Genomic DNA, 20,027 nt, shown 5'->3' on the forward strand with positions numbered 1-20,027 from the left:
GTCGCCCAAAATGAGCGCGACGTGCGTCGCACGCCCGACGCGGGCTTTCCATCAAGAACAATCAATCGATACGCGCGGGGACACACATCGTGGAGTCCGCGCATTGGTCTTTATATGTCTTTTGAAACGCTCGGCCTATCGGCCGACATCCTGCGTGCAGTCAGCGATCTCGGCTACACACAACCGACCCCGATTCAACAACAAGCGATTCCGGCTGTCCTGCAAGGCGGCGATCTTCTCGCCGGTGCCCAAACCGGTACCGGCAAGACGGCAGGCTTCACGCTGCCGATCCTGCAAATGCTCTCGTCGCGTGCAGCCCCCGCTGCCGCTAACGGCAAACGCCGCGTGCGCGCTCTCGTGCTTACGCCCACGCGTGAGCTGGCCGCGCAAGTCGAAGAGAGCGTCACGCAATACGGCAAGTACCTGCCCCTCACGTCGATGACCGTCTTCGGCGGCGTGTCGATGGTGCCGCAGGTGCGCCAACTGGCGCGCGGTGTCGATATTCTCGTCGCCACGCCGGGCCGTCTGCTCGACCACATGCAGCAGAAGACCGTCGACCTGTCGGCCGTGGAAATCCTCGTACTCGACGAGGCAGACCGCATGCTCGACATGGGCTTCATTCGCGACATCCGCCGCGTGCTGGCCGTGCTGCCGGCAAAGCGTCAGAACCTGTTGTTCTCGGCCACGTTCTCGGACGAAATCAAGCAACTGGCCGATGGCCTGCTGAAGTCGCCCGCCCTGATCGAAGTCGCTCGCCGCAACACCACGGCCGAGACGGTTGCGCAGAAGATTCACCCGGTCGACCGTGACCGCAAGCGCGAACTGCTCGAACACCTGGTGCGCGAGAACAACTGGTTTCAGGTGCTCGTCTTCACGCGTACCAAGCACGGTGCCAATCGTCTGGCCGAACAGCTGACGAAGGGCGGTGTGCCGGCCCTCGCGATTCACGGCAACAAGAGTCAGGGTGCCCGCACCCGCGCGCTGGCCGAGTTCAAGAGCGGCACGCTGCAAGTGCTGGTGGCGACCGATATCGCCGCACGCGGTATCGATATCGATCAACTGCCGCACGTGGTGAACTTCGATCTGCCGGAAGTGGCGGAAGACTACGTGCACCGTATCGGCCGTACGGGCCGTGCCGGTGCGCAGGGCGAAGCCGTGTCGCTGGTGTGCGTGGACGAGCATCAACTGCTCACCGCCATCGAGCGCCTCATCAAGCGCCAGATCGACACGGAAGTGGTGCCGGGCTTCGAGCCGGACCCGACCGCCGTTGCCCAGCCGATTCGCAAGAATCAATCGGGTGGCCGTGGTGCGCCGGGTGGCGGTGGTGGCGGCGGGCGTGGTCGCGGCGATGGCCAGCAGGCCCGTGCGCCGCGTGAAGCGCGCGAGCCCCGTGAAGGTGGCCGCGACGGCCGCGCCCCGCGTCAGGGCGATGCCGGCAAGCCGCGTCACGCGGCCGACGGTGGCGGCCAACGCAATGGCGAGCGCAACGCACCGGCACCGCGCACGAGCGGCGCGGCAACCGGTGGCCGCAACGGCGGTGGGAACGGTAACGGTGGCGGCTTCGGCGGCAATCAATCGCAACCGGGCAAGCGCGCAGGTGGTGGCGGTAACGGTGGTAGCGGTGGTGTCGGCGGCGGCAAGCGTGTCGAAGGGCAACGCGCCCCGGCGCGTGCCACGCAAGGCGCAGCGCATCAAGGGCAAAATCGCGACGGGCAGAATGCGTCGCGCGGGCAGGGCGGCGGTGAGCGCAGCGATTTCGCGCAGCGCGGGCCGCGCCCGGCACGCCGTGATGGCGTCGGTGCTGCCCTGTTGATGGGCAAACCGAAACGCGATTAAACGTCGCCAGCGCTTGCCACGGGCCTGATGATGCATTCGCGGTTCAACACTCCAGTGAGTTTGAACCGCGTCTTGCTCGTCAGGCCCGTTTTCATTGGGCCTCGAAGTATCGTGCCGCGCGCGTGCCCGACGCGCACGCCGAACCCGTTCGGGGAGTCCTCGAGAAGTGGCTGGCGCAAATTAAGTAAAATATTAACCTTTTGCGCCCGGCGGCCCGGGTGTGGCAGGTGCGATGACCTCTCAGGGAACGAGGGCGCATGGACTCGCCAGTTCGCGCGCCGCATTTCCGTTCTCCGAGGATCTCATGATCGCCCGTGTCACCCGCTTGTTCCCGTTGTGGGCCCTGCTGCTCCCCGTTGCCGCTTACTTTTCGCCGGCCAGCTTCTCCGGCGTCACGCCGCACGTCACCGCGCTGCTGACCGTCGTGATGTTCGCGATGGGCGTCACGCTCACGTTCGACGACTTCAAACGTGTCTTTACACGTCCCGCCCCAATCGTCGCAGGCGTGGTGCTGCATTACCTCGTGATGCCGCTAGCCGCCTGGGTGATCGCGCGCGTACTGCATATGCCGCCCGATCTGACCGCCGGCATGGTGCTCGTGGGCAGCGTGGCGAGCGGCACGGCGTCGAACGTCATGATTTATCTCGCGCGGGGCGACGTGGCGCTGTCGGTCACCATCAGCGCCATGTCCACTTTGGTGGGCGTGTTCGCCACGCCGCTGCTCACGCGCCTGTATGTGGACGCGTCGATCTCGGTGGACGTGGAAGGCATGCTGCTCTCGATTCTGCAAATCGTCGCGCTGCCGATTGGCGCGGGGCTGCTCATCAACCGCTTCTTCAACCGTGCCGTGCGTGCGGTGGAGAGCTATCTGCCGCTGGTCTCGATGGTCGCGATCGTGCTGATCATCGGTGCGGTGGTGGGCGCCAATCAGGGCAACATTGCCACGGTGGGTCCGTTGGTGATGCTCGGCGTTGTGCTGCACAACGGTCTGGGCCTGCTTGGCGGCTACTGGGGCGGACGTCTGCTCGGCTTCGACGAATCGATCTGCCGCACGCTCGCGATCGAAGTGGGCATGCAGAATTCGGGGCTCGCGGCCACGCTCGGCAAGCTGTATTTCACGCCGCTGGCGGCGCTGCCGGGGGCCTTGTTCTCGGTCTGGCACAACCTGTCCGGTTCGCTGCTTGCCGGCTACTGGCGCGGCCGCCCGACGGGTACTGCCAACGATGCGCAAGCCGCACCGACGCGCGCTGCACATTAAGTCGCACAGGAAGCTGCTCGCCAGATAGTTCGCCAGGCGGTTCATTACTTCGGCCATCGCGTAGCGAACCGCGTTTTTCTCGTGCTACACACGCTTGTGTGCGGCGCGCAACGGCTGCCCGCACCGTCATCGCGGGCATTTGCCTTTCTGTCTCTCATCGCCTACAACAACGTTATACCGTTCGCGGCGGTGAGAGAATCTGTACCACGGCGCCTGTCCGTGTTCCCTTTCCCCCGCTTGCCCACAGGGCGTATTCCGACGAGGCCGTTTCAGGCAGCGATGCATCGCGCACGTACGCGACGCGGCTGTCCGCAGGGCCCGGGCTTACGAGCGAGCGGTCTGGAGTCATTCATCAATGTTGCGAAAGAATCCGAGCGGGGATTTCCCCGTCGTGCATGAAACCTCGTTCATCGATCCGACGGCCATTTTGTGCGGCAAGATCATCGTCGGCGAGAACGTCTTCATCGGACCCTACGCCGTATTGCGTGCCGATGAAGTCGACGAGGGCGGCAAGATGGAGCCGATCGTAATCGGCGCCAATTCCAATATTCAGGACGGGGTCGTGATCCATTCGAAAGACGGCGCACGCGTGACCATTGGCGAGAACACTTCGATTGCCCATCGCTCTATCGTGCATGGCCCGTGTGTGATCGGTAACAACGTATTCATCGGTTTCAACTCGGTGTTGTTCAACTGCGTCGTGCACGACGGCGTGGTGGTGCGACACAACAGCGTGGTCGACGGGCGCGATATTCCCGAGAACTTCTACATTCCCTCGACCACACACATCAGCCGCGAGACCGATCTCGCGACCATTCCGAAAGTCACTGTCGACGCGCGCGAGTTCTCCGAATCGGTGAGCCGCACGAACGTGCAACTGGCACGCGCTTATCGTCGTATTCAGAACGAGTTCTGAGTACGAACGTGAGTGTGGGTCATTGCGAGTGAGCGCCGGCCTCTGAGCATTTGCAGGAGTTCGTCATGTCTTTGAGCGTCAACGGGATTGTCATCGACGCACGCCGCGTCGCCGATGAGATCGATCAGCATCGTGACGCGGCCGACCCGGAAACGGCGGCCCAGCACGCCCTCGTGAGTCGCGAGTTGCTGCGGCAACGCGTGCGTGACCTGCGGTTGCTCGGTGATGCTGAAATGGCCGGCGCGAGCGACGACGCGATTGTCGATGCGCTCTTCACCCGCGATGTGCATGTGCGGCGACCCACTGAAGCCGAATGCCGTGCGTACTTCCACGAACATGCGGGGCAATTCCGCGTGGGCGATCAGGTGCAGGCGAGCCACATCCTGTTTGCGCTGTCGGCCGGGGTTCCGCTCTCGGTCACGCTGTCGCGAGCGCAGGCGACGCTCGACCGGCTGCGTGTCGAGCCCGCTGCCTTCGAGTCGCTCGCGGCGAGCGAGTCGGATTGTCCTTCGGGGCGAAGCGGCGGCAGTCTCGGGATGCTCACGCGCGGCAGTGGCGCGCCCGAGTTCGAGCTGGTGTTGTTCTGCGGTGACCGGCTCGGCGTGCTGCCACGGCTGGTGAATACGCGTTACGGCTTTCACGTCGTGCGTATCGAGCGGCGCGTGAAAGGCCGCATGCCGCCATTCGAACGCGTGGCCGATCGCATCGCGGCGCAGCTGTATGAAAACGCCCGCACGCGCGCGCTTCGTCACTATGTGGCGCTGCTCGCCGGGGCGGCGGAAATCAGCGGTGCTAACGATGGCGACGGCGCGCGGCTGTTGCAGTAAGTCGTCGCGTGAAGTCGAAGGCAAAAAAAAGATGGGGCGCTCTTGCGGGAGCGCCCCATTTTCATTGGGTCATGACGAACCTTGGGTCGTCAGCCGGCGATGAATTCCAGCGTGACGGTATCAAGCGTGAACGAGCCGTCGTCCTGAATGCGGAAGTGTCGCCGCACGTCGTCGGCCATGGCCGTTTGCAGCGCGCGAATCGCGACTTGCATCGGCTCGGGGGTGCGCATGCGCGTCGTCCACGTCTTGAAGTCGAGATCGAGCGTGCGCGGCGTGAGCGATGCCACCGAGAAGCCGGCATTTGCTGCCATCGTCAGCCATTCGCCCACCGCGTAATCACGCACGTGTGACGTATCGCGCAATACTTCGACCGCCTGAAGATACGTGTCGAACAGCGGTTGGCCGGTGGAGGCGACATCACAGATTACGACACGGCCGCCCGGCTTCAACACGCGGCGCATCTCGCGCAACGCGGCACCGACGTCGGCCCAGTGGTGGGCGCTGTAACGGCTGAACACGAGGTCGAAGCTCGCGTCGTCGAACGGCAGCGATTCGGCCGCGCCGAGTTGCGTTTCGATATTCGTCAAACCGCGCTTGGCCGCTTCGCCGGCCACGACGCCGAGCATGTCGGCAGACAAGTCATAGGCGACAACACGGGCCGCAAACGGCGCGGTGAAGAAGCTCACGTGACCGGCGCCGCAGCCCAGATCGAGCACTTGGGCGTTCGGGTGTGCACGGGCGATGGCCGCGAGTTGTTCGAGGTCGGCACCCTGCGCGTGGTTGGCGCTCGTCAGATACGCCGATGCCTGCGGGCCGAACTGGCCGGTGACGACCGCGTTGTGGGCGTCGTGCGCTGCGGGGGGCGCTGACGAGGAAGTGGGGCGATTAGCGTCGCTCACGGGGCGTCTCCTTCGAATGGACAGTCGTCATGTTTGTGGGGTCGGGCCGGGGCATGCCGATGACGGGGAGACCCTGTATTCGTGCTTGCGCAACCTCGATGTGACTCACGATAATGGTTCGTCGATACCGGTACAAGTTGTCCATTTATCCTGGTATGAAAACTACCCCTATCATGACCTCACCCGACGCCACGACCCAACGGCATGCCGCCGACGACGCCCGGGGTGCTGCCAGCCAGCGCCGCGCATTGGGCGACTTTCTGCGCGCGCATCGCGAGCGCCTCACCCCGGCCGCCGTCGGTCTGCCGCCGATCGGCCGCCGCCGCACACCGGGATTGCGCCGCGAAGAAGTGGCGCAGTTGTCCGGATTGTCCTCCACTTGGTACACGTGGATCGAACAGGCGCGCGAGGTATCGATTTCGGTGGGGGCGTTGTCGGCGGTGGCGAGTGCGTTGCGACTCTCGCGCGCAGAGCGCTCGTACCTGTTCGATCTTGCAGGAAAACGCGATCCCGAGCGCGGTGCCGAGCCGCTGCCGCACCACGCGGCAGCACAAGTGCAAGCCGCTGTCGCTGCCGTGGCGGCACCCGCGTACGCGCTGGATCGCTGCTGGGATGTGCTGGCGTGGAACGACGCGGCGACCGACATCTTCCGTGGCTGGCTCGACGCACCGGGGCCGAAGAATCTGCTGCGCTACATCTTTCTCGATGTCGGCGCGCAGACCCTGATTCAGGACTGGCCGAGCCGCGCGCGGCGCATAGTGGCCGAGTTTCGCGCCGAGTGCAGTGCGTATCTGGACGATTTGCCGGTGCGCGCGCTGACCGACGCGTTGCAGCGCGAAAGTGCCGTGTTTGCGGCGCTTTGGTCGCAGCAGGATGTGGTGGAGCGTGAAGGCGGCCGCCGTGGCTTTCATCATCCGACGCGCGGCGAGATCGACTTTGCGCAGGTGACGTTCCGGCTCTCCGGTCACGATGACGTGAAGCTGGTGATGTTGCTGGCGTAGGGGGAGTTACGCCGCCGGCCGCATCCACTGCACGAGGTACGTCGCACTCGCCATGCCGAGCAGCGTCATCAGGAGCGAGCCCGCCACGTGGGCCACGACCGTCATCGACGCCCAGCCGAGTTGTCCGTCGCGCAGCAGCGTCGTGACTTCCGCCGAGAAGGTCGAGAATGTGGTGAGACCACCGAGAAAGCCGGTGACGATCAGCAGCCGCCATTCGGCGGGGATCGACGGAAACTGGCTGAACAGCGCGACCGCAACACCGATCAGGTAGCCGCCGCCAAGATTGGCGGCGAGCGTGCCGAGCGGAAGCGTCGGCAGAATGGCGTTGAACTGTACGCTCAACGCCCAGCGCAGCAGCGCCCCGAGCGCGGCGCCCACGCTGATGGCAACGACCGAAGCAAACATAGGTTTTCCCCTGGCAGATAACAAAACGGCCGACCCTGTTCGGGGCCGGCCGTCCTCGCCTCTCAAGCGAATACTACGGGCATTGCGGGCATTGCCACGGTCGCTCAGTCCTTCGGGAAGGACGTTGCGCCACCGTGTGCACCCGACCATTCGGCCGGTGCGTTCAGGAATTTCTCGACTTCATCCAGCGTCTTCGTGTCGAAGTGGTTCTGCTGCTTGGCCACGCGCAGCACGTCCCACCACGTCGCGAGCGAGTGCAGTTGCACGTCGATGTCCTTCAACACCTGACGGCTCTCCGGGAAGATGTCGTAGTGGAAGATCACGAACACGTGGTTCACGCTCGCACCGGCTTCGCGCAGCGCCTTGCAGAAGTTGATCTTGCTGCGGCCGTCGGTCGTCAGGTCTTCGACCAGCAGCACGCGCGAGCCTTCCGGCAGATCGCCTTCGATCTGGGCATTGCGGCCAAAACCCTTCGGTTTTTTGCGCACGTACTGCATCGGCAGCATCAGCTTGTCGGCGATCCAGGCAGCGAACGGAATGCCTGCGGTTTCACCGCCGGCGACCGTGTCGAACTGCTCGCAGCCGACGTCTTCGATGAGCACGGCTTCTGCGAAGTCCATCAGCGTACGGCGCACGCGCGGGTACGAGATGAGCTTGCGGCAATCGGTGTAGACCGGGCTGGCCCAGCCCGAGGTGAAGATGTACGGCTTCTCAGCGTTGAAATGCACCGCGCCCACTTCGAGCAGGATTTTGGCGGTGATGTCGGAGATCGCCTGGCGGTCGATGCCAATCATGATGCGGATCCTTTGCATAGCTGCACGCCGTGCGGGCAGCAGGGGGAAATCAGGTTCAGCGCGACAGGTCGGCACGGCGGACCGGCGCTTAAACGCGAATTATGCCACAACATTCAGCAATCGAGCGGTCAATTATGCACGGAGCGTATATTTTCTTGCCGCCACATACGCCCGGAGTGACCGCACGGCGCATATGAAAAATCTGTCCCGATAGATGAGTCCAAAAAAAGAGACAGTTGCCGACGGTTTATGACAGGCATACACTCTCGCCGAATTTCATACGCCGGCCGGAGCCGCCAACATGTCCAACGATTCAACGTCATTCCCCGCCGCGAGCGCCGTGCCGGGCCACGCGCAAGACAACGGTTATGCCAACCGGGCCCTCTGGGCGTCGGCCGTCGGTTACGCGATGGACGGCTTCGACCTGCTGATTCTCGGCTTCATTCTTCCCGCGATTGCCGCTGACCTGTCGCTGACCAGCGCGCAGTCGGGCGCACTCGTGACGTGGACGCTCATCGGCGCCGTCGTGGGCGGTCTCGTCTTCGGCATGCTCTCCGATCGCTACGGCCGCGTGCGCGTGCTCTCGTGGACGATTCTGCTGTTCGCGGTCTTCACCGGGATGTGCGCGCTTGCCCAAGGCTATTGGGACCTGCTCGCGTATCGCACCATCGCCGGGATCGGTCTGGGCGGCGAGTTCGGCATCGGCATGGCGCTGGCCGCAGAAGCCTGCGCACCGGCACGGCGCGCCCGCGCGTCGTCGTTCGTGGGGCTGGGCTGGCAAGCCGGGGTGCTCGCCGCTGCGTTGCTCACGCCGGTGCTGCTGCCGGTCATCGGCTGGCGCGGCATGTTCGCGGTCGGCCTGCTGCCGGCGGTGGTGTCGTTCATCATGCGCCGCACGCTGGGCGAGCCGGAGCTGTTCATCGCACAACAGAAGCAGCCGCGTGAACACGCGCCGCTCAAGCTGCTGGTGAAGGACTGCGCGACCACGCGTGCGAGCCTCGGCGTGGCCATCCTGTGTTCCGTGCAGAACTTCGGCTATTACGGCCTGATGATCTGGATGCCGTCGTATCTGTCGAAGGCGTTCGGTTATTCGCTTACCAAGTCGGCGATGTGGACGGCGGTGACCGTGCTCGGCATGGCGTTCGGCATCTGGCTGTTCGGCCGTCTGGCCGATCGCTTCGGCCGCCGCCCGACGTTCATCGGCTACCAGATCGGTGCGGTCGTGATGGTGTTCGTCTACGCGCAGTTGCAATCGCAGTTCGCGCTGCTGATCGGCGGAGCCGTGATGGGCATGTTCGTGAACGGGATGATCGGCGGCTACGGCGCACTGATCTCGGAGCTGTACCCGACGGCGGCGCGCGCTACGGCGCAGAACGTGCTGTTCAACATCGGCCGTGCCGTGGGCGGCTTCGGCCCGCTCGCGGTCGGCGCACTGGCCGCGGCGTACTCGTTCAAGATGGCGCTCGTGTTTCTCGCCAGCATTTACGTGCTCGACATCATTGCCACGCTGTTCCTGATTCCGGAGCGTCGCGGCGAGGCGCTTTCCTGATTCCGGATAATCGACAGATTCGCAGTGCCCGGTAAACCGTCAGAACGGGTTGCCGTGCACTGCCATCAAGCTTTTGGCGCAAGGTGTACACTTTGCGTCCTGCGGTGCGTCCGGCGCGCCGCAAGCCCTTGGTCTGACGCGCGCGAGCGCGGTATGCAAGACCCGGGGGAGCGGGGGCCATCACGCCGCCGCGCAGCGAAGAACACCGTCAGCGACAAAATCGCCGAATCCCTCCGGTTGGCTCTTCCCGCCGTGATCCGTCACAAGACTGCCGTGCCTGCGCGCTACCCTCGGGTGGCCGACGCCCGGCCGTCGCCCTGTATTTAGGTATCGAGATATGGACAAACCTGACTTGAAAGAAAGCGCGCTGGCGTACCACGAATTTCCCCGCCCGGGCAAAATCTCGGTGACGCCGACGAAGCCGCTGTCGAACCAGATCGATCTGTCGCTGGCTTACTCACCGGGTGTGGCCTACGCCTGCGAAGCGATCGCCGAAGACCCCCTCGCCGCCAACCGCTACACGTCGCGCAGCAACCTCGTGGGCGTGATTACCAACGGTACCGCCGTGCTGGGTCTGGGCAACATCGGCCCGCTCGCCGCCAAGCCGGTGATGGAAGGCAAGGGCTGCCTGTTCAAGAAGTTCGCCGGCATCGACGTGTTCGACATCGAACTCGCCGAACATGACCCGGACAAGCTCGTCGAAGCGATCGCCATGCTCGAGCCGACGCTCGGCGGCATCAACCTCGAAGACATCAAGGCGCCCGAGTGCTTCTACATCGAGAAGAAGCTGCGCGAGCGCATGAAGATCCCCGTCTTCCACGACGATCAGCACGGTACCGCCATCATCGCGTCGGCCGCTATCCTCAACGGCCTGAAGGTCGTGGGCAAGGACATCGGCAACGTGAAGCTGGTCTGCTCGGGCGCCGGCGCTGCCGCGATTGCCTGTCTGGACCTGCTGGTGAATCTGGGCCTGAAGAAAGAGAACATTCTGGTTCTCGACTCGAAGGGCGTGATTCACACCGGCCGCGACAAGCTCGACGAGAGCAAGGCGCGCTACGCCGTGGCGACCGAAGCCCGCACGCTGGCTGATGCGAGCAACGGTGCCGACGTGTTCCTCGGCTGCTCGACCGCAGGCGTGCTCACCGGCGACATGGTCAAGACCATGGGCCCGAGCCCGCTGATTCTTGCGCTCGCCAACCCCGAGCCGGAAATTCGCCCGGAAATCGCCAAGGCTGCCCGCCCGGATTGCATCGTGGCCACCGGCCGTTCGGACTATCCGAATCAGGTGAACAACGTGCTGTGCTTCCCGTTCATCTTCCGCGGCGCGCTCGACGTGGGCGCGACGACCATTACGGAAGAGATGAAGCTCGCCACCGTGCGCGCCATCGCCGAACTGGCGCAGGAAGAAGAGCAGAGCGAAGAAGTCGCGCGCGCCTATGAAGGCCAGTCGCTCGAATTCGGTCCGGAATACATCATTCCGAAGCCGTTCGATCCGCGTCTGATCATCAAGATCGCACCGGCCGTCGCGCAAGCCGCGATGGACTCGGGCGTGGCGACGCGTCCGATCAAGGACATGGACGCCTACCGCGAGCAACTCGGTGGCACGGTGTACCGCACGGGCTTCATCATGCGTCCGGTGTTTGCCGCCGCACGTGCCCGTTTCGCCGCCGATACGGCTGCCCGCATCGTGTTCGCCGAAGGCGAAGACGAACGCGTACTGCGCGCTGCCCAGTTCGTGCTGGCCGAGCGCATCGCCAAGCCGATCATCATCGGCCGTCCGGCCGTGGTCGAAATGCGTCTGCAAAAGATCGGCTCGAAGCTCAAGCCGGGCGTCGACTTTGAGATCGTGAATCCGGAAGACGACGCGCGCTATCAGCGTTGTTGGCAGGAATATCACAACCTGGGCGCCCGTCACGGCGTGACCCCGGAAGTGGCGAAGGCGGCCATGCGCAAGGACAACACGCTGATCGGTTCGATCCTCGTGCATCTGGGCGAAGCCGACGGCATGATCTGCGGCATGATCGATACGTACCACCGTCACCTCGACGTGGTCGATCAGGTGCTGGGCCGTGCCGAAGGCGTGAGCAACTACGCCGCCATGAACCTGTTGATGCTTGAGAAGCGCAACCTGTTCATCAGCGACACGTACGTGAACGAGACGCCGACGTCGGAGCAACTCGCCGAGATGACGGTGCTCGCCGCCAAGGAAATCGAGCGCTTCGGTATCGCCCCGAAGGTGGCGCTGCTCTCGAACTCGAACTTTGGCAGCGTGAAGTCGGCATCGGCACAACGCATGGCGCGCGCCTGCGAACTGCTCGCTGCCCGTGCGCCGTCGCTGGAAGTGGACGGCGAAATGCACGGCGACGCCGCGCTGTCGGAATCGGTGCGTCGCGCCGCTTACCCGGCCTCGCGTCTGTCCGGCGAAGCCAACCTGCTGGTCATGCCGAACGTGGAAGCGGCCAACATCACGTACAACCTGCTCAAGATGACGGGCGGTGAAGGCGTGACGGTCGGTCCGTTCCTGCTCGGCTGCGCCAAGCCGGTTCACATCCTGACGCCGGCCGCCACCGTGCGCCGCATCATCAACATGACCGCCGTGGCTGCTGCCAACGTGGTTCGTTGATGATCTGACGGACACGCCGCCGGGTGGATCCGGTGCGCGTGTCTGTCAGTGCAGGATAAAAAAATCCCGCCAGTCGCTTACGCGCTGGCGGGATTTTTCATGCGGCTTCTGATGCAGGTGATGCTATCGGCACAGGCTCAGGCTAAACGGACTTTCAGGCCGCAACGCGATGCGCATTGCCATCGCGGAACTGTGTGAGCAGCTTCGTCCACTTGATGCGGGTGGCCGCGAGGTTCTGGTCCTTCACGTGGCCATAACCGCGAATCTCTTGCGGCAGTTCAGCCAATTGCACGGCCAGTGAGGTGTTGCGCTCGTTCAGGTGCGAGATCAGTTCGTTCACCAGTGCCTCGTACTCACCAATCAGCGCACGCTCGGTGCGACGCTCTTCCGTGCGGCCGAAGATGTCGAACGCGCCGCCGCGCAGGCCCTTGAACTTCGCCAGCACGCCGAATGCTTTCATCATCCACGGGCCGTAGGACTGCTTGATCAGATGCCCCTTGTCGTCGTGCTTGGCAAGCGACGGCGGCGCCAGGTGGAAGTGCACCGAGAAGTCGCCTTCGAACTGCTCGTTCAGCTTCTTCATGAAAGCCGGGTCGGTGTACAGGCGCGCCACTTCGTACTCGTCCTTGTAGGCCATGAGCTTGTAGAGCGCGCGGGCAACTGCCTCAGTCAGCGGCATTTGCGAAGCGCCGTTATCGATGGCCGACTCGGCAGTGCGCACGCGATCGACCGTCTGCTTGAAGCGCTCGGCATACGCACGATCCTGATACGCCACCAGTTGGTCGTAGCGGCGTTGAATCAGCGCGTCGAGCGCCTTGGGCGAGTGCAGCGTGATCAGCTTGCCGCCGGCGGCTGACGACTCCGGCGTTTCCCCCTGCTGGGCGAGCTTGCGCACGCTGGCGAGATCGTGCGCGGCACGGCGTCCCCATTCGAACGCCTGCTTGTTCTTCTCGATCGACACGCCGTTGAGTTCGATGGCGCGCGTGAGTGCAGCGTACGAGAGCGGTACCCAGCCCTTCTGCCACGCGAAGCCCAGCACGAACGGGTTGGTGTAGATCGTGTCGCCGAGCAGACGCAGCGCGAGGTGATTCGCATCGACGAAATCGACGTTGTCACCGGCGGCGGCGCGGATATCGTTCTCCGTGCTCGATCCCGGGAAACGCCAGTTCGGGTTGCGGATGAAGTCGGCCGTCGGCGTGTGGGCGCTGTTCACCACGATGTTCGTCACACCGTGCTGCACGCGTGAGAGCGTGTCGTCGCCTGCCGTGGTGATCGCGTCGCAACCGATCACCACGCGCGCGTCGCCCATGGCGATACGCGTGGCGTGAATGTCTTCCGGTTGCAGGGCAATCTGCACGTGGCTCGTCACCGCGCCACCCTTTTGCGCCAAGCCGGTCACGTCGAGCGTGGTGACACCCTTGTTTTCCAGATGCGCCGCCATACCGAGCAGGCCGCCGATGGTCACGACACCCGTGCCACCTACGCCCGTGACAAGAATGCCGTACGGACGCGTGATTTGCGGGAGTGCCGGTTCGGGCAGCGGCGGCAGACCTTCGTTATCGACCTTGGCCGTCTTGGGCTTGCGCAGCTGACCGCCTTCCACCGTCACGAAGCTCGGGCAGAAACCGTTCAGGCACGAAAAGTCCTTGTTGCAGGTCGACTGGTTGATCTGGCGCTTCGTGCCGAATTCCGTTTCCAGCGGTTCGACCGACAGGCAGTTCGACTTCACCGAGCAATCGCCGCAGCCTTCGCAGACGGCCTCGTTGATCACGACACGCTTGGCCGGGTCGGGATACGCGCCGCGTTTGCGACGGCGGCGCTTCTCGGTGGCACACGTCTGGTCGTAGACGAGAATCGTCGTGCCTTTGACCAACCGCAGTTCGCGCTGCACGCGATCGAGTTCGCTGCGATGGTAGATGGGCACATCGCCAACCAACTTCACGCCCTCGTACTTCTCGGGCTCATCGGTCACGATGACGATCTTCTCGGCGCCTTCGGCAGCCACCTGCGCCACGATCTGCGGCACGCTCAACGTGCCGTCGACCGGCTGGCCGCCCGTCATCGCGACGGCATCGTTGTAGAGAATCTTGTAGGTGATGTTGACCTTCGACGAGATCGCCGCGCGAATCGCGAGCAAGCCCGAGTGGAAGTAGGTGCCGTCGCCAAGATTCGCGAAGATGTGTTCGTCGCACGAGAACGGCGCCTGACCGATCCAAGGCACGCCTTCGCCGCCCATTTGCGAGAAGGTGTCGGTCTTGCGGTCCATCCACACGGTCATGTAGTGACAGCCGATGCCTGCGATGGCGCGCGAGCCTTCCGGCACGTTCGTCGAAGTGTTGTGCGGACAGCCTGAGCAGAACCACGGCTTGCGCTCGGCAGCCACGCGCGGCTTGGCGAGCGCTTGCTCCTTGGCTTCGATGACCTTGAGGCGTGTGTTGATGCGATCGCGCACGTCGCTCGGCAACTCGAATTTTTCCAGACGCGTGGCGATCGCTTTCGCGATCAATGCGGGCGAAAGTTCGTAATGCGCGGGCAGCAGCCAGTTGGCCATCGGCACCGACCATTCGCCGCCTGCACCGTCCTTCTCGTCGAACTTGCCGTACACGCGCGGGCGCACGTCGTCGCGCCAGTTGTACAGCTCTTCCTTGATCTGATATTCGAGGATCTGACGCTTTTCCTCGACCACGAGAATTTCCTGCAAGCCCTGTGCAAACGCGCGCGCACCCTGCGCTTCGAGCGGCCACACACAACCCACTTTGTAGAGACGAATGCCGATGCGCTGGCACGTGGCTTCGTCGAGCCCCAGATCGGCGAGCGCCTGACACACGTCGAGATACGCCTTGCCGCCGGTCATGATGCCGAAGCGCGCGTTGTCGGAATCGATCGTCACGCGGTCTAGCTTGTTGGCGCGAACGTAGGCGAGGGCGGCGTACCACTTGTGGTCGATCATCCGCGCTTCCTGCACCAGCGGCGGATCGGGCCAGCGGATGTTCAGGCCGTCAGGCGGCATGATGAAGTCGTTCGGCAGTCGAATGTCGACGTTGTGCGGATCGATCATCACCGAGGCCGACGATTCGACCACGTCCGTCACGCACTTCATCGCGACCCACAGGCCCGAGTAACGGCTCATGGCCCAGCCATGCAGACCGTAGTCGAGATACTCCTGCACGTTCGACGGATACAGCACAGGGATACCGGCCGCCTTGAAGACGTGTTCGGACTGGTGCGCGAGGGTGGAGGATTTGGCCGCGTGGTCGTCACCGGCGAGTACCAGTACGCCACCGTGTTTCGACGAGCCTGCCGAGTTGCCGTGTTTGAGTACGTCCATGGAGCGGTCGACGCCGGGCCCCTTGCCGTACCACATGGAAAACACGCCATCGAACTTGGCGGGATACAGATTGACTTGCTGCGAGCCCCAGACGGCGGTGGCCGCGAGGTCTTCGTTCAGACCGGGCTGAAAGACGATGTTATGGCCGGCGAGGTGCTGCTTGGCCTTCCATAGCGACAGATCCAGGCCGCCGAGCGGCGAGCCGCGATAGCCCGAAATATAACCCGCGGTGTTGAGCCCGGCCGCTGCATCGCGGGCCTGCTGCAACATCGGTAGTCGGACCAGGGCCTGGATGCCGCTCATGTAAGCGCGACCGCGCTCGAGCGTGTATTTGTCGTCGAGCGTGACCGACTCCAGCGCGGCCAGCAAGCTCGGATTGACGGGGGCGTTCATGGGGTGTGCTCCTCACTCTCACTGATTTTGGGATCGCCAAAACTTCCTGCCCCCCCGCTCTCGTGAAGCAGGACGGCGGTGGTGACACAGGCCTCTCTAATGTCCCAAGGGTGAACGATGTCACTCCGTGAGCGGGGCCTTTTTTCGTGATGCTGTTACCAGTCGCAACTATGTTAGCACCGGCGTCATGGCGTCGCCCGATGGGCATGATGCCCGCGCAGCGACGTTGTTCCGGTGTCAGCCGAGTTGTCGATCGAGGGCAGTATAGCGAGGATTCTGACGTTTACGTAAACGTCATATAGCTGGCGTAAACCCTCCCTTTGCGCCCATGTGCATCATCCCAATATGGGGTGGCAGATGCGGCATCGTGACGCGTGGTGTTTTTCGGATTCCGCAGCAAAATGGCGGGATTGTGTCGCGATTATGTCGGCAAAGGTACGCTTGTCGGTGGTTTCTGACACGCGGGTAACAACGTGTAACGCCTGTCGGCGATCGGGAACGGGCAGGGCAGAATGCACACTAAGTTGCGTTACCCGACAGATGGAAAACGACATTGCGTTTAAGAAGTACGCAAGGAAGCACCCAAGCAACACGAAAGAAGGAGTCACTGTGAATCAACGAAACATCGCCAAATTCCTGCTGGTTTCCGCTTCGTTTCTGACCCTGGAAGTGAGCGTCGCACGTGCCGATGAACTGGCACGCGACAAGGCGGCCGAACCCACCCCCGTTACCGTGGCTGTCACGCCGCCGCTGCGCACCACGCAGCAGCCGCAACGGTACGAAGGCCCGCTCGACCAGCGCACGATCGATCCGCGAGAATTTCAGCGCCGTTAAGCCGTCGCCGGCGAAACGGCAAACGGGGCAGGCTGTTCCGACGTGAGCGCATAAGGCGCTGCGAAGCCGGACCCCAGACACACCACGAGTGCGTCACCCTCGAGTGACGCCGCCCAACACCACAGGGCGCCGACCGATGAGGCTGGCGCCTTTTTTATTGGGGCCGATTGGCGTGTTTTCGCGGCGCGGCGAATGCGATTCCCTGAAGTCTTGCCCTGAACTGTCTTGTAATGTCTTGTAATCGGGTAAACAGGGTGATGACTTTATGATTTTCGTATTTTGACGCAATATCATTGCTTATAAATATCAAAATCAGGGGGAGATGTGCCAAAACTCGAATTGGATAAGATCGACCGCCGGATTCTCGGATTGCTGCAAAGCAATGGCCGATTATCCAACCTCGAAATCGCCGAGCAGGTACGGCTCTCGCCGAGCCCTTGCCTGCGTCGCATCCGGCGTCTGGAAGAGGCCGGCGTCATCCGTGGCTACGTTGCCCTGCTGGAACCCACACGGCTGGGGCTCGGCCTGCTGGCGTACGTCAACGTGCGGCTCGACAAGCGGCATCCCGGCGATGCGCAGGGCGGCACGGTCAACGAACACTTCCGCGATGTGGTCGACACGTGGCCGGAGGTCGTCGGTTGCTATGCGATGGCCGGCGACATGGACTATCTGCTGCGCGTGCACGTCGGTGACATGACGCACTTTTCGCGGTTCATGCAAAAGCAGTTGCTCATGCATCCCAGTGTGGTCGATGTGAAGACCAGCTTCGTACTCGATCAGCTCAAGGAAACCACGGCGTTACCGCTGCCCTGATCCGTGCTGTGGCCGCAGGGTGCCCGGTGATTCGTCATTCTGACGGGACAAAAAAGAAACCGGCCAATTTGGCCGGTTTTTTGTTTTGCCGTGCTGCGGGTCTGCTGATCTGTGGCGACGAGTCGAATCAAGCGGCGTTCGGCAGAATGGCGCCGAGCAGACGTCGCGCGTTACGCACCTGACGCTTGATCGCGTAATCGAACGCAGCGACCTGATCCTGCATCATTTCCGACAGCATCGACTGTGTGTCGGCGGGCGGCAGGCTGAGGTAACCGTCGGCTTCGCCGTAGGCATAGTTGATTTCCATGCCGGCCTTCTTCGCGATGCGCATCATGCGGGCGTTGCGCGAGAGGCAGTGCATGTACAGCGTATCGACGCGCTTGTTGCGGCAGTGGATGGAGGCACGTTCGAACAGACGCGAGCCGATACCACGGCCACGGGCCGATTCCAGTACCGAGACGCCGAATTCGGCCACGCGGCCATTCTTGCCTTCGGGGAGCTGTGCCACGTGGGCGACCGCGACCAGTGCCAGATTGTCGTCGTAGACGCCGAGCAGGCTGTCACGCGAGAAGTCGAGGCTGGCGACGTAGCGGGTAATCACGTCGTCGGTGACGGCCTGCCCGAAACGCAGCAGGCGGTCTTCTTCGCCGAGCGCCAGAAAGTGGCGTTGCAGGCGGTGGATGTCGCCCGACGTCAGCTCACGAATCAGCACGCTCGACCGCTCGTTGGCGGCAACCGTCGCGCGGGCGACGTCGGGCGTGTGGTTCGGGGCAGTCATGGCGTATTCCTTGGTGTTCTTTCGAGCGTGCACTGAATTGTGCGGCGCAAAAGAATTATAGCCGAACGGCTAGGTAAAAACCCTAGGAAATAAAAGTGCGCCGTGGAAGGAAACGTCTAAGTACCTGAAGAATGGCGTGTTTTCTCGATAGTTCGAGTCAGGCCATCAAGGGAAGGGTTGTTGCGAAGCAACAAGAAAGGGCGATATTCGCCCTTTCTGTCGTAAGTGTTCGCTCACTTCAAGTGAGGATCAGACCTGTGCAGTGCCTGACGAGGTGGCGACCGTCGTGTCGGCCGCCTCGGGGAGCGGCTGGGCGAGTCCGTGTTCGAGCACACCGATCACTTCGTCGGCGAAGTCGCGGTAGCGCATGCGCCCGCCCGGCTTGAGCCACGTGAACGTCCAGTTGATCATGCCGAACAGCATCATCGTGAGCGCCGTCTGATTGGGCTTGCCCACGCGCTCGGGGAACGCACGCGAGAGCTGACGGGAGAACGCGCCGACCACATCGCGCTGGCGGTTGAGCACCACTTCGCGCTGTTCGTCGTTGAGGAATTTGACGTCGTTGAGCAGCGCGATGTGGCGTGTCTGCGAGGTTTCGTACTCGTCCAGAAACGCCCGGATCAGTTCATGAAACGTTTCGCGCTCGGAGAGCCCGCGCCGCTGGCCAAGGGCTTCGACTTCCGTGACGATCAGCATCAGCCGCTGCGTGTAGCGGTCGAGCAGGTCGAACAGGATGGCGTCCTTGCTGGCGTAGTAGTGGTAGAGACGGGCTTTCGACGTGCCGCAGGCGGCGGCCAGTTCCGACATCGACGTGCTGGGATAGCTCGCGCGGGCAAAGGCCTCGGCGGCGACATCGAGAATCTGTTCGCGCTGCGACTCGTGGTCGGGCGCCTTGGTACGTGCCATAAACGGGGGTTACTCCAGTCGTAGATCGCACGCTGCGGGCACGGTGGTGTCGCCGCGCAACGCGAGCCGGCCCGCCGCACCGAGTTCGCGGCAGCGCCAGAGCAGAAAACTGTCGGTCGCGAAAAAACCTTCGACGCGCGGCATCATTTCACCGAGAAACGCGGCCATCGGCATCCACGTCACCGGCGCCCGATCGAGAATCTGATCGTCGATTTCGGCAAACGTCGCACCTTCGAAGGTGTTGTGCACCCAGCGGCGCACTTGGGTATTCACTTGCTTGAGCGCACGCCATTCCAGTGACAACCGGCCGATCCGCAGCAGCGAAATCGGGGCGATACGGGCGAAGCGCTCGGCCAGCACATCCGGCGCGTACATGCCGACGCTGGTGCGGCGATTGGCATCCTGCGCCGTCGCCGTCTGGGCAGACGGGGCCAGATCGGTGGCGCGCAGCACGATTTCATTCAGCCGCGCCGGGGTGTTGCGCAGCATGAACGCCACGCGCCGCAGCGTGAGCTGATCGGACGCACTGTCGCCGTGCCAGCAAACCACCGCATTGTCGCCTTCCACCAACCGTTGCAGCGATGCCAGTTCCTCGCGCAGTTCACCCGCATAATCGCGGCCGGCGGAGGGGACGACACGTTGCCAGAAGGCGGCGCGTTGCCGCTCGTTCTCGTCGATTTCGCGCAACGGGCCAACGGCCAGATCGTCACGCAAGACAAGGACAGGGTCGGCGCGAAGCGCTTGCGCCATCGCCGCGCGTAACTGCTGCGCGGCGACATCGCCACAGACGACATGGATGGTATTCATGCCGGTAGTTTACGGTATTCCCGGTACCTCGGGTTGACGCTCCCGTAATGCCGGGAATAA

At 63.3% G+C, this 20,027-nt stretch carries 16 protein-coding genes; 9 read left to right on the plus strand and 7 right to left on the minus strand.

Annotation, left to right across the window (positions count from 1 at the left end; translation table 11 throughout):
• Window positions 1-114: 114 nt before the first annotated feature.
• The 4 genes from CDV46_RS05565 to CDV46_RS05580 all read left to right on the plus strand — a co-directional run bounded on the left by CDV46_RS05565 (window position 115) and on the right by CDV46_RS05580 (window position 4,837).
• Window positions 115-1,836, plus strand: a complete 1,722-nt coding sequence (locus CDV46_RS05565; protein WP_087691130.1) for a DEAD/DEAH box helicase — start codon at window positions 115-117, stop codon at window positions 1,834-1,836.
• 304 nt (window positions 1,837-2,140) lie between these two features.
• Window positions 2,141-3,094, plus strand: a complete 954-nt coding sequence (gene panS / locus CDV46_RS05570) for a ketopantoate/pantoate/pantothenate transporter PanS (protein ID WP_087721978.1) — start codon at window positions 2,141-2,143, stop codon at window positions 3,092-3,094.
• Between the two features lie 355 nt (window positions 3,095-3,449).
• A complete protein-coding gene (locus CDV46_RS05575; RefSeq protein ID WP_058376438.1) occupies window positions 3,450-4,010 on the plus strand; it encodes a gamma carbonic anhydrase family protein in 561 nt (186 codons plus the stop codon).
• A gap of 65 nt (window positions 4,011-4,075) precedes the next feature.
• Entirely contained in the window at window positions 4,076-4,837 is a 762-nt protein-coding gene (locus CDV46_RS05580) for a peptidylprolyl isomerase (protein WP_087691136.1), read from the plus strand.
• A gap of 89 nt (window positions 4,838-4,926) precedes the next feature.
• Here the strand turns inward: CDV46_RS05580 and CDV46_RS05585 are convergent, their stop codons facing one another.
• Window positions 4,927-5,736: a class I SAM-dependent methyltransferase gene (locus CDV46_RS05585; RefSeq protein ID WP_087721979.1), complete on the minus strand. Its 810-nt coding sequence runs from the start codon at window positions 5,734-5,736 to the stop codon at window positions 4,927-4,929.
• A gap of 173 nt (window positions 5,737-5,909) precedes the next feature.
• Here CDV46_RS05585 and CDV46_RS05590 point away from each other — a divergent pair, with 173 nt between their 5' ends.
• Window positions 5,910-6,737, plus strand: a complete 828-nt coding sequence (locus CDV46_RS05590; protein WP_087721980.1) for a helix-turn-helix transcriptional regulator — start codon at window positions 5,910-5,912, stop codon at window positions 6,735-6,737.
• A gap of 6 nt (window positions 6,738-6,743) precedes the next feature.
• Here CDV46_RS05590 and crcB read toward each other — a convergent pair whose 3' ends face one another.
• Together crcB and CDV46_RS05600 are read right to left on the minus strand one after the other, a co-directional pair.
• On the minus strand, window positions 6,744-7,142 hold the full coding sequence (gene crcB / locus CDV46_RS05595; RefSeq protein ID WP_087721981.1) for a fluoride efflux transporter CrcB: 399 nt from the start codon (window positions 7,140-7,142) through the stop codon (window positions 6,744-6,746).
• A gap of 104 nt (window positions 7,143-7,246) precedes the next feature.
• The gene (locus tag CDV46_RS05600) at window positions 7,247-7,936 is read right to left on the minus strand and encodes an orotate phosphoribosyltransferase (protein WP_058376433.1); all 690 of its coding nucleotides are present in this window, start codon (window positions 7,934-7,936) and stop codon (window positions 7,247-7,249) included.
• Window positions 7,937-8,237: 301 nt separating this feature from the next.
• Between CDV46_RS05600 and CDV46_RS05605 the strand changes: the two genes are divergently transcribed.
• Entirely contained in the window at window positions 8,238-9,485 is a 1,248-nt protein-coding gene (locus CDV46_RS05605; protein WP_087691143.1) for an MFS transporter, read from the plus strand.
• Between the two features lie 337 nt (window positions 9,486-9,822).
• Window positions 9,823-12,108 (plus strand): NADP-dependent malic enzyme, encoded by a 2,286-nt coding sequence (locus tag CDV46_RS05610; protein WP_058376431.1) that lies wholly within the window; start codon window positions 9,823-9,825, stop codon window positions 12,106-12,108.
• 154 nt (window positions 12,109-12,262) lie between these two features.
• Here the strand turns inward: CDV46_RS05610 and CDV46_RS05615 are convergent, their stop codons facing one another.
• The gene (locus CDV46_RS05615; protein ID WP_087721982.1) at window positions 12,263-15,829 is read right to left on the minus strand and encodes an indolepyruvate ferredoxin oxidoreductase family protein; all 3,567 of its coding nucleotides are present in this window, start codon (window positions 15,827-15,829) and stop codon (window positions 12,263-12,265) included.
• 609 nt (window positions 15,830-16,438) lie between these two features.
• Here CDV46_RS05615 and CDV46_RS05620 point away from each other — a divergent pair.
• Together CDV46_RS05620 and CDV46_RS05625 are read left to right on the plus strand one after the other, a co-directional pair.
• Window positions 16,439-16,663, plus strand: a complete 225-nt coding sequence (locus CDV46_RS05620; RefSeq protein ID WP_058376429.1) for a hypothetical protein — start codon at window positions 16,439-16,441, stop codon at window positions 16,661-16,663.
• A gap of 324 nt (window positions 16,664-16,987) precedes the next feature.
• Window positions 16,988-17,476 (plus strand): Lrp/AsnC family transcriptional regulator, encoded by a 489-nt coding sequence (locus CDV46_RS05625; protein WP_087691147.1) that lies wholly within the window; start codon window positions 16,988-16,990, stop codon window positions 17,474-17,476.
• Between the two features lie 127 nt (window positions 17,477-17,603).
• Here CDV46_RS05625 and CDV46_RS05630 read toward each other — a convergent pair whose 3' ends face one another.
• The 3 genes from CDV46_RS05630 to CDV46_RS05640 form a co-directional block, all read right to left on the minus strand.
• On the minus strand, window positions 17,604-18,254 hold the full coding sequence (locus CDV46_RS05630; RefSeq protein WP_087691149.1) for a GNAT family N-acetyltransferase: 651 nt from the start codon (window positions 18,252-18,254) through the stop codon (window positions 17,604-17,606).
• Window positions 18,255-18,503: 249 nt separating this feature from the next.
• Entirely contained in the window at window positions 18,504-19,160 is a 657-nt protein-coding gene (locus CDV46_RS05635) for a TetR/AcrR family transcriptional regulator (protein WP_087721983.1), read from the minus strand.
• A 9-nt stretch (window positions 19,161-19,169) separates the two neighbouring features.
• Window positions 19,170-19,967: a DUF1835 domain-containing protein gene (locus CDV46_RS05640; protein WP_087721984.1), complete on the minus strand. Its 798-nt coding sequence runs from the start codon at window positions 19,965-19,967 to the stop codon at window positions 19,170-19,172.
• Window positions 19,968-20,027 lie beyond the last annotated feature (60 nt).

This window comes from Pandoraea sp. PE-S2T-3 (genome assembly GCF_002179965.1).
Lineage (GTDB): Bacteria > Pseudomonadota > Gammaproteobacteria > Burkholderiales > Burkholderiaceae > Pandoraea.